Source organism: Pseudoalteromonas sp. DL2-H2.2, from assembly GCF_021532535.1.
Classification (GTDB): Bacteria; Pseudomonadota; Gammaproteobacteria; order Enterobacterales; family Alteromonadaceae; genus Pseudoalteromonas; species Pseudoalteromonas rubra_A.
On the sequence record NZ_JAKGBD010000002.1, the window covers coordinates 96,576 to 111,978 of the forward strand.

Sequence of the window (15,403 nt, forward strand, 5' to 3'; positions counted from 1 at the left end):
GCTATGGGAGAGCCGTCACTCTCCCGCTGAGCTCAGATAGGATCAACAGCAAGTAAGTCAGTACTATGAATAAAGCAAAACGACTCGAAATTCTCACCCGTCTGCGGGATGACAACCCTAACCCGGAAACTGAACTGGAATATACCTCCCCGTTTGAGCTGCTGGTCGCCGTCACTTTATCAGCCCAGGCCACAGACGTGAGCGTCAATAAAGCCACCCGTAAGCTGTTCCCAGTCGCTAACACACCACAGGGGATTATTGATCTGGGTGTGGATGGCCTGAGGGACTACATCAAAACCATCGGCTTATTTAACTCCAAAGCCAACAACGTCTACAAAATGTGCCACATTTTGATGGAGCAGCATGGCGGCGAAGTGCCGGAAAATCGCGAAGCGCTGGAAGCTCTGCCCGGCGTGGGCCGCAAGACTGCCAACGTGGTGCTCAATTGTGCCTTCGGCTGGCCTACCATCGCCGTAGATACCCATATTTTCCGTGTATCAAACCGCACCAAATTTGCCATGGGCAAAGACGTCGTCGCGGTTGAAGAAAAGCTCGAAAAGGTAGTCCCCAAAGAGTTCAAAGTGGATGTCCATCACTGGCTGATTTTGCTGGGCCGCTACACCTGTGTGGCCAGAAAGCCCAAGTGTGGCAGCTGTATTATTGAAGACTTGTGTGAGTTCAAAGAAAAAACCTCTGGCTAACCTATCGCGCCAATAAGACCATGGCTGCTCAGTAATAAACAGCATATTCATTGTCTTATTGGCATGCTAAGCTCATCTCATTAAGTAATGGACTTCTTAAACTCTGATGACGCTACCACAACTGTTCACGGCCCTGGTGCCTTTTTTCAGCGTATTTGTCCTGCTGGTCCTGCTCAGACTGCCTGCTAAGCAGGCCATGCCATTTAGCCTGCTCGTGACCTCCTTATCAGCTTATTTTATCTGGCAGGTGCCTTTGGGGCATATCACCGCCGCCAGTGTTGTCGGCCTGCAAGGCAAAGAGGGTGATATTATTCGCTACACCCTGATTCCCATGCGCTATTACTGCCTGGCTACTGTTTGTTTAGTGCGCCCAGGAAGGAAAAGGGTCCGGCAGTGTTTTCCACGCTTGCTGGCCTTTTAATACCTCCTCTTCGCTGAGCAAACAGGCATTCAGGCGACGGATAATCTCGGCTTTGTCCAGGCCCTGACCAATAAATACTAATTCCTGGCGCATGTCACCAAAAGGCTCAACCCAGTGCTCTTCAATGGCGGCAATATATTCCGGGTCTTCTGGCCACTGATCTCGTGGTACAGCTTTCCAAAATAGTCCCGCTGCACCATGCCTTGCGATACCGCCAGCCTGACTCCAGCTGCCAGCAATTTGAGGTCTGGTTGCCAGCCAGAAAAACCCTTTTGAGCGGATAAGCTTGCCGGCCAGTTCATCACTGTGCAAAAAGTCATAGAACTTTTGCGGGTGAAAGGGCCTTCTGGCACAAAAGGTAAAACTGCTGATGCCAAACTCCTCCGTTTCCGGAATGTGCTCGCCCCGCAGCTCTTTGAGCCAGCCCGGCGCCTGCTGAGCTTTTTCAAAACTGAACTTTTTGGTATTTAACACCTGCGCCAGGGGCACCTGACCATGTGCCATAGGGATTTGCTCAGCGTCTGTATTGAGTGTGCGCAGAATACTTTGCAAACGTTTAAGCTCGGTACCTGAGATAAGATCTGTTTTGCTGATCAACAACACATCGGCAAACTCGACCTGCTCAACCAGTAAATCTGCCACACTACGCTCATCTTCTTCACCCAGGCTTTCCCCAACGTCCTGCAAAGCCTCTGCGCGGTCGTAATCTTTCAGAAAGTTCACCGCATCTACTACGGTGACCATAGTATCCAGTGTGGCGATGTCAGATAAGCTTACTCCTTGCTCATCCGCAAAGGTAAAAGTTTCGGCCACGGGCAGAGGTTCCGAAATACCGGTCGACTCAATCACCAGGTAGTCATATTTGCCCGATTTAGCCAGCCGATTAACCTCTTCAAGCAGATCTTCTCTGAGTGTGCAACAGATACAGCCATTGCTCATCTCAACCAGCTTTTCTTCAGCCCGGTTGAGGCTGACTTCATTTTGTACCGTCGCAGCGTCAATGTTGATTTCACTCATATCATTGACGATAACGGCCACTTTTAGCCCCTCACGGTTGCTCAGAATATGGTTCAGCACCGTGGTTTTTCCTGCCCCTAAAAAACCGGACAGCACGGTCACGGGCAATAAATTTGATGTATTTAACTTAGCCATTGCTTGATCACCTTACACAGTTTTTGACGGTAGATATGTGTGGGTTCAGGTTTTGTCAGACATGCCTTTCTTTGACGTACATGTGCTCTTTGAGTTCGGAGCACAGCTTTACATCAGCGCACAGCTCTGCTGTAGGCCTTGCCAGTAAACGGGCAATGCCAATAGGCTCCCCCGTTTCCAGACAATAGCCATATTCATTGAGCCGAATACGCTCCAGCGCCTGCTGGATTTTGGGTAACAGCTTCTGCTCACGGTCAACAATGCGCATCAGGATCAGGCACTGTTCCTCCCACGATGCTCTGTCACTCAAATCGACTAATTCGGGTGGGTTCATTATTTGCGCTTTGGTATCACGGATACGTGCTCTGGTTGAATCGTGTAGCTCCACCAAACGTTGTCTGAAAAATGCCTGTTGTGCGGCATTCATATAGTCGGATTCGGGCGCAGCCAGCATTTGCTCAACGCTGAGCGTGGCCGAAGTAGGATCAGGTGCTTGCATATCAGATGCCTTGTCTGAACAATTGAACTTGGAATAATGTTATATTATAACAAAACCAAGTTTAAAAGGATCACCTGATTAAATTTATTTCTGTGTGGTCATATAGCAGCCTTAAAACTTGCGCCCCCTTTTATTAAAAAAGCGCTAAGGTGCCGCTCAATGATTATTTAACTTATCTGCCAGTGCCATATGATAGTTAAGCAGCGTAATTTTTGCCTGTATCACCGTAGACTCATCAGCCTGAAACTGTTCAAGCTGGTGCTTTAGTTGTGCCTGATCCGCGCTCATTGTTGCCAGAGACTCCAAGGCACTCAGACGTACCAGTTCACTCTCGCTGTGCCGGGCTGTAGCGACAATATCCTGCATCTGGCTGAGCGGCTCTGTACCTGGTTCAAACTGCTCCACGCTTTGCGCCATAAGGTGGATGGCAAAACTCTGAGACAGCGCACCTTTGTGCTCAGCCTGTGCCAGTAAGTCAGTAAAAAATTGCACGGAGGCAATCTGTGGCATGGCTTCCAGGTAATGCTCTACCTCATCAAACTGAGCATACACATCGCCCTGTGAAGCACGCAGGTTTGTCAGCAGATGCTGTTCAATCAGTCTGGTAATATCCTGATTTTCATAACCAGCCAGATCCGGGTAACTACCGCTGTCTAACCCTATGTCCTGCGCTATTGATAGTAGCCTGGCCTTGTCTTCGTCTTTGTTCTCAGGCTCACCTTTGAGCTCTGGGGGGATAGGCGAAGCGCTGGTGTAAAGCCGTTTTTCTGGGGTTGGCTGCGCTGTGTTGAATGGCAGTGAGCGTTCCTCTGCCTGAGGTATGAGGATAGTGTCGGGGCTTTCAATGTCGCCTACTGGGGTATAGTGCTGGGGTACTTCTTTATGCAGTAACACGGCGGCCACAAGAAAGCCGAGCATAAAGCACAACACGTTGATCATCAGGTATTTTGCTTTCATCGTTATATCCCGGCTGTAAAGTTAAGGCTGACCTTATTGCGCCAGCCCGAGGTGCGCTTAGTGAATATCGAAGCGTACGCCCTGACAACCATTGTTATGATAGGCTGTGCCCGCACTCTTGATTGACCAGAATACTTCACCGCGCGTTGAATTAGCATTGGTTGGGGTGAAAGTACGTTTGCAGGTTTTGGTTTTTTTATTGTTCCAGACCGGCTTGCCCTGCTTCAATTTTACGAAGGTATAATCCAGTTCCATTTTATATTCTTCGTTGATATTGGCGCTCAGATCAGGATAAAAACCGTGGCCATATCCTGACGTGAGGTTTTGTTTTCTTTTTTCACGAAATACGACGGTGTTGTCGCTCAAACGCTTGATCTTTAACTCAACCGTGGTGACGGTATAACCGCCACGGTTGCAGTAAAAAATCATAGACTGATTACCACGAGTGGTGTTGGCCCAGTTGTAAGGTGCCACGTCTCGCCAGATCTCGCAGTCTTGCTTTTTACCGGAGAAGTAGCCGCCATCAACGCCGGCAACACTGATTTGTGTGTTAGCCAATGTCAAAACCAGTGCAGCAGCACCTGTTTTTAAAGTTTTCTGTAAATTACTCATTCATTATCCCTTTGTGTGATTTTTATACCAACTTGCTTAATTAAGTGTTCTATTTTGAGGCGAGAAAATAGGGTCGATAATAAGGCAAAAATTTTGCTATTTAGTTGTTCTAAATGAAAAATTTTTAACGCCGTTAGCGTCATATTTGCACCGTCAAATTGAACAGGTATTAAGTGAAGTTGGTATTATATGCATATTCAGGTTAAAAGCGGCGATTTTGCCACATAAATTACCCAAGTGAAATCATACCAGCAAGGAATTTTCTAATCACATATTTTTAACATTTTTCTTTAATGGCTAAGCCTGAGCAGGAATTGATCAACCAGTGCAGCCTGATCTGCCAGCGCCAGCTCTGTGTTTCGCATCGCGGTGGTAGTGTTGTCTGCGCTTTGCATGGATGCGTTCGCCAGCCCTGAAATACTGACCGCTTTATCGTTGATCTCATTACTGGCGCCCGACATTTGATCGGTCGCGGTGGCGATTTCGTAATTTAGCGCAGAAATATCTTTCACCATGTGCTCTATCGAGGCCAGGTTCTCTTTGGTTTGTTCCGCCTGCGCCACACACTGAGTGGATTTATCGACTCCGTTTTGAATGGCTTCTACCGCACGCTCAGCGCGTTGTTTGAGCCCTGCAACTATGTCATCAATCTCTCTGGTCGAGTCCTGAGTGCGTTGTGCCAGGGCTCTGACTTCATCGGCCACCACTGCAAACCCTCTGCCCTGTTCACCGGCCCTGGCTGCTTCTATCGCCGCATTCAACGCCAGCAAATTGGTCTGCTCAGAAATGTCCCGGATCACATCAACAACGCCACCAATATGCACGGTTTGTTCATTCAGCTCGGCAATATCGCGCTGAGTTCGGCTCAATTCTTCACATAAAGTGTGATTGGTCTGCATACTTGCTTGCACGACAGAATTTGAATCCAGCACCGAGCGCAATGCCCCTTCAGAGCGGTTCGCTGCATCGCTGGTATTGCCGGCAATATCCGCAATCGCTGCGGTCATTTCATTCATGGCTGTAGCCAAAGACGCAGTCTGGCTCTGTTGCTCCTGCAATAACTCAGTATTACTGTGGCATTCAGACACCGTTTCCTGGGCGTGCTGATCGACCAGCTGGCTGGCATCCTGAACCCTGCCAAGTACGGCGCGTAGTTCAGACCCCCGAGCCAGCAGCGCCAGTTCAATGGCTGCGACATCATTGACTTTATTAAGGTAAATTTTTTGCATCAGCGGGTTGTCATAGACTTGCTTGGCTTTTTCACTCAACTGGCGCACCGGGGATAATCGCTGATATGTCAGTGCAAGTACGCCTGTTAGCAGCAATGTCTCCAGAATATAGTTCCATGGCGCAGGCAAACTGGTAAATACCATGCTCAAAATATACGACACCACCAGGATCAACATCATCTGCGCAGACAAAGACAGAGATGAGCGGGTCAATTTAGCTGGTGCAACGCCTTTATCGAGCTGCTGATAAATGTTTTCAGCCCGTTTTACAACATCTCGTTCTGGCTTGGTTCTGACCGACTGGTACTCGGCAGTCTGACCCTGCTTGTCTTTGATTGGCGTGACGTAGGCGTTAACCCAGTAATGATCACCATTTTTGCAGCGATTTTTGACTATGCCCATCCAGGGCTTACCGGAGCCAATGAACTGCCAGAGATCTTTGAAGGCGGCTTTGGGCATGGTTGGATGACGCACCAGGTTATGTGGTTGGCCTTCTAGTTCGTCCAACTCAAAGCCTGCGACATCACAAAAGCTTTGATTTGCATACGTGATCCGCCCTTTAGTATCTGTAGTAGACAGCAGGTTATAAGAGACCGGATAATCATTCTCTTTATCCGTATAATCGGTACGATTTTTGGCCATGACACTCACCTAAAAAACGCGATACTAACCCATTTTTCGTAGTTGAGCTTGTTAATAAAGCCTTAACCTTGTTTTAAATCAAATAATTTAAGTAAATGAAATATATGAAAAAATTCATTTAAATATTGAAATTTAAGATTGATAGATATTAAAAGGAGTCGAAAAAAATAAACAGGAAGTTTTATTGAATGAAATGGTACTGCTGAGAAGAGTGGCGTCCCCTAGGGGATTCGAACCCCTGTTACCGCCGTGAAAGGGCGGTGTCCTAGGCCTCTAGACGAAGGGGACGCAGAATTTGTCTAGCAAATCACTGATTTGCTAATTCTGAGTTGAGGTGAGTCTTTTGCCAGCAAAAGCGAACGGCATTATTCTCTCTCTTACAGAATGTTCTGTGTCACTAGGACTGGTTATTTAGACTCTTACCATGCGAGTTTGGTACTTACTAAAAAGTAAGTGGCGTCCCCTAGGGGATTCGAACCCCTGTTACCGCCGTGAAAGGGCGGTGTCCTAGGCCTCTAGACGAAGGGGACACTGAAAGTGTCACTAGGACTAGTTGTTTATACTCTTACTATACGAGTTTGGTACTTACAAAAGTAAGTGGCGTCCCCTAGGGGATTCGAACCCCTGTTACCGCCGTGAAAGGGCGGTGTCCTAGGCCTCTAGACGAAGGGGACACTGAATGTGTCACTAGGACTAGTTATTTAGACTCTTACTATACGAGTTTGGTACTTACTAAAGTAAGTGGCGTCCCCTAGGGGATTCGAACCCCTGTTACCGCCGTGAAAGGGCGGTGTCCTAGGCCTCTAGACGAAGGGGACAAAAAATTTGCTTATTGAAGCACCGCTTCAATAATTTTTTGTTAGCGTGAAAGTCGAGCCAGCGAGACCGAACTTCCTTTAACAAAATATTTTGTCACTAGGACTAGTTGTTTATACTCTTACTATACGAGTTTGGTACTTACTAAAGTAAGTGGCGTCCCCTAGGGGATTCGAACCCCTGTTACCGCCGTGAAAGGGCGGTGTCCTAGGCCTCTAGACGAAGGGGACACTGAATGTGTCACTAGGACTAGTTGTTTATACTCTTACTATACGAGTTTGGTACTTACAAAAGTAAGTGGCGTCCCCTAGGGGATTCGAACCCCTGTTACCGCCGTGAAAGGGCGGTGTCCTAGGCCTCTAGACGAAGGGGACAAAAAATTTGCTTATTGAAGCACCGCTTCAATAATTTTTTGTTAGCGTGTAAGTCGAGCCAGCGAGACCGAACTTCCTTTAACAAAATCTTTTGTCACTAGGACTGGTTATTTAGACTCTTACCATGCGAGTTTGGTACTTACTAAAGTAAGTGGCGTCCCCTAGGGGATTCGAACCCCTGTTACCGCCGTGAAAGGGCGGTGTCCTAGGCCTCTAGACGAAGGGGACACAATCATTTAGAAACAGCATTCGAAGCCAGTTCCAAATATTATATCACTAGGACATTTATGCACTGAATTTGGTGGAGCTAGGCGGGATCGAACCGCCGACCTCTTGCATGCCATGCAAGCGCTCTCCCAGCTGAGCTATAGCCCCTCACCAGTAGCAATGAAACTGTAACGCTGCATCGCTGAGTGCGGGGCGCATTCTATGCATCACAGAAAACAAAGTCAACACCTTTTCTGCAAGTTTTTTCCAACTGCTGTAAAAACACCCCAAGAGCACAGAATATAAGCGAATTGAGCGGTTCAATCAATAGAAGTGCCTGTTTTTGCTTAATTTAAAACCAGCTATTATAGATTATGTATATCCTTGTACTTGATCTCTCAGTATTTTGAACAAGGAGACACAGACTGCTACTCAATTGGACACTGATAAAAAGCCAGAATATCCATGGACAACTCATTTCTTTTGCAAGCGGATCTCCACCTCGAAACAAATGCTTTTAACTCCCCCGCCCAACCTTCCTGCCTAAAAACAGCACTCAACATCTCCACCACCCCGCCGCTCACTTTACCTGGCGGAAAATATATTGCTTAGACATATAATGAAGAGAAATACCTAAAAAACGAACACCTGAACACAAAAGAAGCATACAGATAAAAAATCAGGATTTTGTGTTGACTCCTTTGAAAGGAAACATATAATAGCGCCCCACAACGACACGGCAATGTGTCTTGTGTTTCGAATGTGGGTTGTTAGCTCAGTTGGGAGAGCATCGCCCTTACAAGGCGAGGGTCACTGGTTCAAGTCCAGTACAACCCACCACATTCGAAACAGCGTATTGGGTTGTTAGCTCAGTTGGGAGAGCATCGCCCTTACAAGGCGAGGGTCACTGGTTCAAGTCCAGTACAACCCACCATAATTTCATTGTCTATATAGAACAAAAAATTATGGCTCAATACGCAAAAGTCAGAATAGTTATGGGTTGTTAGCTCAGTTGGGAGAGCATCGCCCTTACAAGGCGAGGGTCACTGGTTCAAGTCCAGTACAACCCACCATTAATTTGGTGAACTTGGTCGATGCAGCATCGCGCTCATTCATACCAAGGCAAGGGTTACTGAATTAAAGTCAGTACAACCCACCATAACTAAAACTAAACTCTGACAGAATTTTAAGATGGGTTGTTAGCTCAGTTGGGAGAGCATCGCCCTTACAAGGCGAGGGTCACTGGTTCAAGTCCAGTACAACCCACCATTAATTTGGTGAACTTGGTCGATGCAGCATCGCGCTCATTCTTACCAAGGCAAGGGTTATGAATTAAAGTCAGTACAACCCACCATTAATTTGGTGAACTTGGTCGATGCAGCATCGCGCTCATTCTTACCAAGGCAAGGGTTGTGAATTAAAGTCAGTACAACCCACCATCTTAAAGACTTAGTAAAAAATACTCTGGGTTGTTAGCTCAGTTGGGAGAGCATCGCCCTTACAAGGCGAGGGTCACTGGTTCAAGTCCAGTACAACCCACCATTTCTTCGGAAATACAGAGTATGTACCTGCATCTATGCATGGGTTGTTAGCTCAGTTGGGAGAGCATCGCCCTTACAAGGCGAGGGTCACTGGTTCAAGTCCAGTACAACCCACCATCACTTCAAAAATAGTCAGTTAAATTCTCTTTATTCTATATCCATGATTTAGTCGATGCGGCATCGCGCTCATTCCTAATCAAGGCGAGGGTCACTGGTTCAAGTTCAGTACAACCCACCATCACTTCAAAAATATCACCAACTACACTCTTTTATTTTTTGCTCTATCAACCATATTTTCGTCAATGCAGCATCGCACTCATCCAAAACAATGCCCAGCCCCCTACTTTCTCTGTATTCTTACCAAGCTTTTTAATCCTTATGTTTCAAAAGAAAAGATAAACGACTAGACTAAAAGCATTCCGAGTTTATTCCTTTAGCTTTCACTTTATGTCTGTTCAACCCTTTGTAAATGCAAAAATTTTGATCGTGGAAGAACAGCAACTGGCGCTGAGCTACATTAAACAGTCGCTGGACCAGCTGGCATATAAAAACGTCCAGTTTGCCGAAAATGCCCAATTGGCAAAGGAAAGCTGTATCCATCATAAGTTTGATTTGATTATCTGCTCATTTGACCTGAGCAAACGCCAGAATGGGTATCAGCTTTACGAAGAGCTACTTAAAAAGCGCCTGATCCGTCAAAGTACCGGGTTTATTTTCACCTCAGCCGAAACCAGCCCCGAACTGGTACACAGTATTGTTGAGTTACAGCCTGATGACTTCCTGGTAAAGCCTTTCAGTATTAAAGAACTCAAATCACGCATCGAGCGTGTACTAAAACGTAAACGTAGCCTTAAAACGCTCTACAACCTGATTGACGATGAAAACTACTCGAAGGCGCTAAAACTGATTAATTCGGAGCTTGAAAGCGGTGAGCACGCTTACAGCCCGATATTGCTCAAGCTAAAAGGTGAGACCCTGTTGCAGCTCAAGCAATATGACGAGGCCAAACAGTTCTACCGCTCTGTTCTCGAATTGCAAAAGTTTACCTGGGCCAAGCTCGGCCTGGTGGAAACCTTGATCGCTAATAACGAAGACATCATGGCGCAGAAGATGCTTAAGTCTTTGATAGAAAAAAGTGAAACTCGCCTGGCCGCGTTGGATTTGTTGTCTCGCCTGGAGCTAAAGCTCAATCAGTTTGAGGAAGCTCAGGTATCTTTAGTGCAGGCCTCCCAGATTGCACCTCGTAATATCGAAAGACAGAAATCACTCAGCACGGTAGCTCGGATCAATCACGATTATGAATGCAGTTACAACGCACAAAAAGAAATCGCCAATTTTGCACGGTTTTCAATGCACGACAGCCCTGAGGTCTATTTAAACGCCGCCCGCGCCGGAATTGATTTTGCACTGAGCACAGATCAACACGATCAGATCACCCGCCTCACCCGGCAAACCCAACAATATCTGAGCGATCTCAAAAAGCAGTTTCCCAATGCAAATAACCAGACTCAAATTGATGTGCTGAACGCGCGGCTGCATTATCTTAAAGATGAGCACAGCAAAGCGCGACAACTGATGGAGCAACTGGAAGATGAGCCTCAGATCCGCTCGGTTGATGCCGCATTAGATAAAGCAAAAGCATTTCATGAGCTAGGGTTTCAGCACAAAGCTGAGGCCTTATTTGGTCAGATCATCACGCACTGCGAACGTCACCAGCAACAAAACGATCCCGCCTTTATGCACCTGCTACAACAACAGCAGGATGAACGTCGCAATATCACTATGGGACCAAAAGAGTTAAACAATCATGCCGTAAAGCAATTTCAGAAGGGGCAGTTGGATGTCGCACTGGAAGCCTTTACACAAGCATTTAGGGTCATGCCTAAAAACGCCAGTATTGCGCTCAATTTGCTCCAGTGTCTTGCCGACGCAACAGGGAAGAAAGCCACCTCGTTCAACTCAAATCTGGCTGCCAAATGCTACAAAACACTCAGCGCCGCGCACCTAGAGCCTGAACAGCAGGAGCGATTTGAGAAACTGCAGGCACAGCTTGCAGAAATGAACCTGGATTTTAAGCCTTAATCAGGCAGAAGTGCTGCTCAATGCGTGCCTTCTTCGTGCTTTTTCAGCGCCAGTGCGTTCACGCAATAGCGTAAGCCGCTGGGCTTAGGGCCATCCGGAAACACATGTCCCAGGTGGGCATCACACACATTACACACTATCTCTACCCTGTCCATACCGTGCGATCTGTCCAGTTTATAGGCCACAGAATCAGCGCTGTAAGGTTGAGTAAATGCAGGCCAACCAGAGCCACTGTCATACTTTTCTTCGGCATCAAACAACAGTTGGTCACAGCAGGCACAGTGGTATTTACCCGGTGAGAATACACTACAGCTTTGCGAGCTGAACGGACGCTCAGTGCCCCGGTTACGTGTGATATGAAATACGGAAGGTTCAAGCAGCGCCTGCCACTGCATCAGGTTTTTTTCAACCCGCCGGGGTGGCTGTGGGTTGCCGTTGTCTGCGAACTGCAGAATATCTCGCCAAGTTAACATGTCTCTTTCTCCGGTTGATATTGGGTGACTCCATATCGGCAAGCACAAGCATTTTGTCTTATTGTTATAGAGTGACACAAGCCAGTCCGGATCAGACTAGCGTGATATTTTTACGCCAATATGAAATCCACGATCGCCCTTATGTTTAGTTGTCTGCCCTCCAGCGTCAAGTCAATTATTTTCAGGTTCAGGCCAATCCCCAAAAAAACACGTTAAGTATCGACTTTTGAGCAAATACAAAATAACCCAGCAGACTAGTACAGCCTGAATGGCCAAATAGAAAGAGAATTGATAGTGTGCCTGAACAATTTGCATCCCCAGCCACGCCAAATCCAGACAGGCGGCTATCAGCAATGGCCAGCGCATATGACGCCAGTAGCGGGCTAACTTAGGTGAGCTGGTTGGCCTGCGCAAAGAAAACAAGACCGTTGGGATCAGGGCCAGGCTGGCTATCATCACTGCCACAAAAAAATGCTGCTTTGAATGGAAAAACAAGGACATGAGATCAAGGTCTGGACGCCAGGTCAGAGCTGAAACCAGCCAAAGGAACAACGGCCTGAGCAACACCAGTAAGGTCAGATTAAATCCAACAGGCGTGCGATATACCCCGTATTTATCCCAGTACTCGGGCCCGTACCCCGCCTGTAACTTGCTCATACCACTTCTCTCATTTGATGGCGGGCTAATCAGCCCGCCTGTTGTTTATACCAATTTGCTTAATTAAGTGTTCTATTTTGAGGCGAGAAAATAGGGTCGATAACAAGGCAAAAATTTCGCTATTTAGTTGCTCTAAATGAGAGATTTTTAACACAGTTAGCGTCCTATTTGCTCCTTCAAATTGAACAGGTATTAAGTGAAATTGGTATTAGCCCTGATGTGAGTCAAGCAATGCAATCAGTGCTGCTTCATCCAGGATATCGATCCCCAGATCCTGCGCCTTGGTTAGCTTAGACCCGGCTTTTTCGCCTGCCACCAGTGCGTGCGTGTTCTTAGAGACACTCCCGGACACTTTAGCTCCAAGTGCCTGTAATCGCGCTTTAGCGTCGTTGCGGTTAAGCTGGCTCAGCGTACCCGTCAATACGTAAGTCAGGCCAGCAAGTGGCTGCTCACTTTCTGCTTTTGCAGCAATTTCAGGCCAGTGCAACCCTTGCTCAAGTAGATCGCTCACCACTTTTTGATTGTGTGGTTCACTGAAAAACGCGTGAATATGCTGAGCAACCACAACACCCACATCACTTACTTCCTGTAGACTCTCAATGGAGGCATTCATCACCTTTTCAAGCGTCAGATAGTGATTTGCCAGATTTTGTGCAGTGGCTTCGCCCACTTCGCGGATCCCAAGGGCATATAAAAACTTGGCCAAGGTTGTTTGTTTGGCCTCTTCAAGCGCGCCTACCAGGTTCTTGGCTGATTTAGGGCCCATGCGCTCCAGTGACTCAAAGTGGCCCTGACGCAGGGTAAATAATTCCGCCGGTGTGGTGATCAGTTCCCGCTCAACCAGTTGCTCAACAATCTTGTCGCCCAGGCCGTCGATGTCCAGCGCCTTACGCGATGCAAAGTGTTTAATCGCTTCTTTGCGTTGCGCGCGGCACACCAGGCCACCGGTGCAACGTGCAACGGCTTCACCTTCAACTCGCTCAACGTGGGAATCACATACCGGACAGGTATCCGGGAAAGTGATATCGCGGGCATCTTCAGGCCTTTTTTCCAGTACCACCTGAGTGATCTGCGGGATCACATCACCGGCGCGTCGGATGATCACAGTATCGCCCACTTTGACACCCAGGCGGTCGATTTCGTCACGGTTGTGCAAAGTCGCATTCGAGACGGTCACGCCGCCAACAAACACCGGCTCCAGCCGCGCAACTGGCGTGATGGCGCCGGTCCGGCCCACCTGAAACTCCACGTCCAGCAACTGCGTTAATTCTTCCTGAGCCGGAAATTTAAATGCAATGGCCCAGCGCGGAGCACGCGCAACAAAGCCCAGCTGCTCCTGAAACGGTTTATTATCAACCTTGATAACCACGCCATCAATTTCATACGGCAACGCGTCGCGCTCGGCCATAATGGCTTCGTAGTATTGATAAGCCGCGCTGGCACCCGTTACCCGCTTAGTTTGCGGGCACATAGGCAAGCCCCAGTCTTTTAACTGCTGCAACTGCGCATAATGGGTATCAGCCAGCTCAGCGCCCTGCACTACGCCCATTGAATAGGCGTAAAACATCAGTGGACGTTTGGCAGTAATTTTAGGGTCCAGCTGACGCAGGCTGCCCGCCGCCGCATTGCGCGGGTTCGCAAAGGTTTTTTCATCACGCTTTGCTGCGGTTTCGTTCAGTCGTGCAAATCCGGCCTTGTCCATAAAAACTTCACCACGTACTTCCAGCTCAGCCGGAATATTGTCACCACGCAAACGCAGCGGAATATTACGTATGGTTTTCACGTTTTCGGTGATATTTTCACCTACCTGACCATCACCGCGAGTTGCGGCCTGAACCAGCACCCCACCACGGTAGAGAATCGACACGGCCAGCCCATCCAGCTTTGGCTCGCAACAAAAATCCAGCTCGTCGTTGTGCAGCAGGCGCTCTTTAATGCGACGATTAAAGGCATTGAATTCAGCCTCATCAAATGCATTGTCCAGAGACAACATAGGCACCTGATGCGTTACCTGCTCAAATTTGCTCAGCGCAGCGCCACCCACTTTTTGTGAGGGCGAATCCGGGGTTAGATAGTCAGGATGCTGGGTTTCCAGCTCAATCAGAGCGCGCATTACCCGGTCATATTCGGCATCGGGTACCGTGGGCTGATCCAAGACATAGTACTGGTAGTTATAACTTTCCAACTGCTGTCTTAATTCATTGATTTGTTTGCTGATAGTTTCTGACATTACAACCTCTTAATAACACAAAAAGCCACGGACCTAAGTCCGTGGCTCTGTCGCGTCTATGCCCGCAGGCAGTATTAACGCTTAAACGGTATATTCACGCACCTTTTCAACATAGGCACGGGTGGTATTCACAGTGAGTGGCTCACGACTGCTGTCCAGCACACTGGCACCAAATTCATCGGCAAGCTTTTTCGCGGCGCTGTGCAGCATATTGAACGCCGCCATGCTGTCGCCTTCGCACGGCAACGTCATAAACAGGCTAACGCCACCGGTGCTGAACTGTTCCATATTATCGATATCGAACGTGCCCGGGTTATACATATTCACTAACCGGAACAAGACCGGGCCATTGCCGGATGACTCTACATGACGGTTGAAAAAGCCTTCATCCGAGTACTTAAAGCCAAGACTCAATACACATGGCAACAACTTAGAGCCCGCCATTGTCAGGCCTTCTGGCATTTCGATATGGAGAATAATAAAGTCCTGCGGCGCTGTTTCCTGTGAAGCGGCCTCCTGCGGCGCCTCTTCCTGTTGCTCAGCAGAGTCTGCTGGTGTTTCTGCCGCTTCGCTTTGACTTTGGGCTAGTGCAGACTCTTTGTCTTCATCGACGGCAGAAAAGCTCATTTCATCCAGCTGAGGCTCTTCCTCGCGCTGCGGCTGAGGCGCAGCTGCGGGTTTCTTATTGGCTGCGGGGTTATCGGTGTCCTGGTTCTCTTTTTTTCTCACCGACCATAAGCCATGTATCAATAATCCACCAATGATCAGTGCACTGATCACGATTAATGCCCATCTTAATTCTGTGGCCAT

General features: G+C 47.9%; 12 protein-coding genes and 14 tRNA genes. 9 read left to right on the plus strand and 17 right to left on the minus strand.

Translation table 11 applies throughout. The annotated features are described in order from the left end of the window. The first annotated feature begins 65 nt into the window (after window positions 1-65). Together nth and L1285_RS03020 are read left to right on the plus strand one after the other, a co-directional pair. Entirely contained in the window at window positions 66-701 is a 636-nt protein-coding gene (gene nth / locus L1285_RS03015; protein ID WP_235410944.1) for an endonuclease III, read from the plus strand. A gap of 106 nt (window positions 702-807) precedes the next feature. Next, window positions 808-1,122 (plus strand): hypothetical protein, encoded by a 315-nt coding sequence (locus tag L1285_RS03020; RefSeq protein ID WP_235410945.1) that lies wholly within the window; start codon window positions 808-810, stop codon window positions 1,120-1,122. Here L1285_RS03020 and zigA read toward each other — a convergent pair. The 13 genes from zigA to L1285_RS03085 all read right to left on the minus strand — a co-directional run bounded on the left by zigA (window position 1,063) and on the right by L1285_RS03085 (window position 7,778). Beyond that, window positions 1,063-2,274 (minus strand): zinc metallochaperone GTPase ZigA, encoded by a 1,212-nt coding sequence (zigA, locus tag L1285_RS03025; RefSeq protein WP_235410946.1) that lies wholly within the window; start codon window positions 2,272-2,274, stop codon window positions 1,063-1,065. The two genes, L1285_RS03020 and zigA, sit on opposite strands and share 60 nt — an antisense overlap. A gap of 55 nt (window positions 2,275-2,329) precedes the next feature. Beyond that, the gene (locus tag L1285_RS03030; protein ID WP_046006695.1) at window positions 2,330-2,773 is read right to left on the minus strand and encodes a TraR/DksA C4-type zinc finger protein; all 444 of its coding nucleotides are present in this window, start codon (window positions 2,771-2,773) and stop codon (window positions 2,330-2,332) included. A gap of 156 nt (window positions 2,774-2,929) precedes the next feature. After that, window positions 2,930-3,730: a hypothetical protein gene (locus tag L1285_RS03035; RefSeq protein ID WP_235410947.1), complete on the minus strand. Its 801-nt coding sequence runs from the start codon at window positions 3,728-3,730 to the stop codon at window positions 2,930-2,932. Window positions 3,731-3,787: 57 nt separating this feature from the next. Beyond that, complete coding sequence (locus L1285_RS03040) at window positions 3,788-4,342, minus strand: hypothetical protein (RefSeq protein ID WP_235410948.1); 555 nt, start codon at window positions 4,340-4,342, stop codon at window positions 3,788-3,790. Window positions 4,343-4,632: 290 nt separating this feature from the next. Continuing rightward, window positions 4,633-6,213, minus strand: a complete 1,581-nt coding sequence (locus L1285_RS03045) for a methyl-accepting chemotaxis protein (RefSeq protein ID WP_235410949.1) — start codon at window positions 6,211-6,213, stop codon at window positions 4,633-4,635. Between the two features lie 212 nt (window positions 6,214-6,425). Beyond that, window positions 6,426-6,501: transfer RNA gene (locus L1285_RS03050), tRNA-Glu, on the minus strand. A gap of 166 nt (window positions 6,502-6,667) precedes the next feature. After that, window positions 6,668-6,743: transfer RNA gene (locus L1285_RS03055), tRNA-Glu, on the minus strand. A gap of 68 nt (window positions 6,744-6,811) precedes the next feature. Beyond that, window positions 6,812-6,887: transfer RNA gene (locus L1285_RS03060), tRNA-Glu, on the minus strand. Window positions 6,888-6,955: 68 nt separating this feature from the next. Beyond that, a tRNA-Glu gene (locus L1285_RS03065) sits at window positions 6,956-7,031 on the minus strand. A 152-nt stretch (window positions 7,032-7,183) separates the two neighbouring features. Continuing rightward, window positions 7,184-7,259: transfer RNA gene (locus L1285_RS03070), tRNA-Glu, on the minus strand. A gap of 68 nt (window positions 7,260-7,327) precedes the next feature. After that, window positions 7,328-7,403 (minus strand) — tRNA-Glu (locus L1285_RS03075). Window positions 7,404-7,555: 152 nt separating this feature from the next. Beyond that, window positions 7,556-7,631, minus strand: a tRNA-Glu gene (locus L1285_RS03080). Window positions 7,632-7,702: 71 nt separating this feature from the next. Continuing rightward, a tRNA-Ala gene (locus L1285_RS03085) sits at window positions 7,703-7,778 on the minus strand. A 596-nt stretch (window positions 7,779-8,374) separates the two neighbouring features. Here L1285_RS03085 and L1285_RS03090 point away from each other — a divergent pair. The 7 genes from L1285_RS03090 (at window position 8,375) to L1285_RS03120 (ending at window position 11,233) form a co-directional block, all read left to right on the plus strand. After that, window positions 8,375-8,450 (plus strand) — tRNA-Val (locus tag L1285_RS03090). Between the two features lie 18 nt (window positions 8,451-8,468). Continuing rightward, window positions 8,469-8,544, plus strand: a tRNA-Val gene (locus tag L1285_RS03095). A 63-nt stretch (window positions 8,545-8,607) separates the two neighbouring features. Then, window positions 8,608-8,683: transfer RNA gene (locus tag L1285_RS03100), tRNA-Val, on the plus strand. A gap of 120 nt (window positions 8,684-8,803) precedes the next feature. After that, window positions 8,804-8,879: transfer RNA gene (locus tag L1285_RS03105), tRNA-Val, on the plus strand. Between the two features lie 197 nt (window positions 8,880-9,076). After that, window positions 9,077-9,152, plus strand: a tRNA-Val gene (locus L1285_RS03110). A 40-nt stretch (window positions 9,153-9,192) separates the two neighbouring features. Next, window positions 9,193-9,268: transfer RNA gene (locus L1285_RS03115), tRNA-Val, on the plus strand. Between the two features lie 330 nt (window positions 9,269-9,598). Beyond that, window positions 9,599-11,233, plus strand: coding sequence for a response regulator (locus tag L1285_RS03120; RefSeq protein WP_235410950.1), 1,635 nt, complete (start codon window positions 9,599-9,601; stop codon window positions 11,231-11,233). Window positions 11,234-11,250: 17 nt separating this feature from the next. Here L1285_RS03120 and msrB read toward each other — a convergent pair whose 3' ends face one another. The 4 genes from msrB to zipA all read right to left on the minus strand — a co-directional run bounded on the left by msrB (window position 11,251) and on the right by zipA (window position 15,403). Beyond that, window positions 11,251-11,706, minus strand: a complete 456-nt coding sequence (gene msrB / locus L1285_RS03125; RefSeq protein WP_046006588.1) for a peptide-methionine (R)-S-oxide reductase MsrB — start codon at window positions 11,704-11,706, stop codon at window positions 11,251-11,253. Window positions 11,707-11,877: 171 nt separating this feature from the next. Further along, window positions 11,878-12,363, minus strand: a complete 486-nt coding sequence (locus tag L1285_RS03130) for a DUF2919 family protein (protein ID WP_138552880.1) — start codon at window positions 12,361-12,363, stop codon at window positions 11,878-11,880. Window positions 12,364-12,571: 208 nt separating this feature from the next. Beyond that, the gene (gene ligA / locus L1285_RS03135) at window positions 12,572-14,593 is read right to left on the minus strand and encodes an NAD-dependent DNA ligase LigA (protein ID WP_235410951.1); all 2,022 of its coding nucleotides are present in this window, start codon (window positions 14,591-14,593) and stop codon (window positions 12,572-12,574) included. A gap of 81 nt (window positions 14,594-14,674) precedes the next feature. Further along, window positions 14,675-15,403, minus strand: a complete 729-nt coding sequence (gene zipA / locus L1285_RS03140) for a cell division protein ZipA (RefSeq protein ID WP_235410952.1) — start codon at window positions 15,401-15,403, stop codon at window positions 14,675-14,677.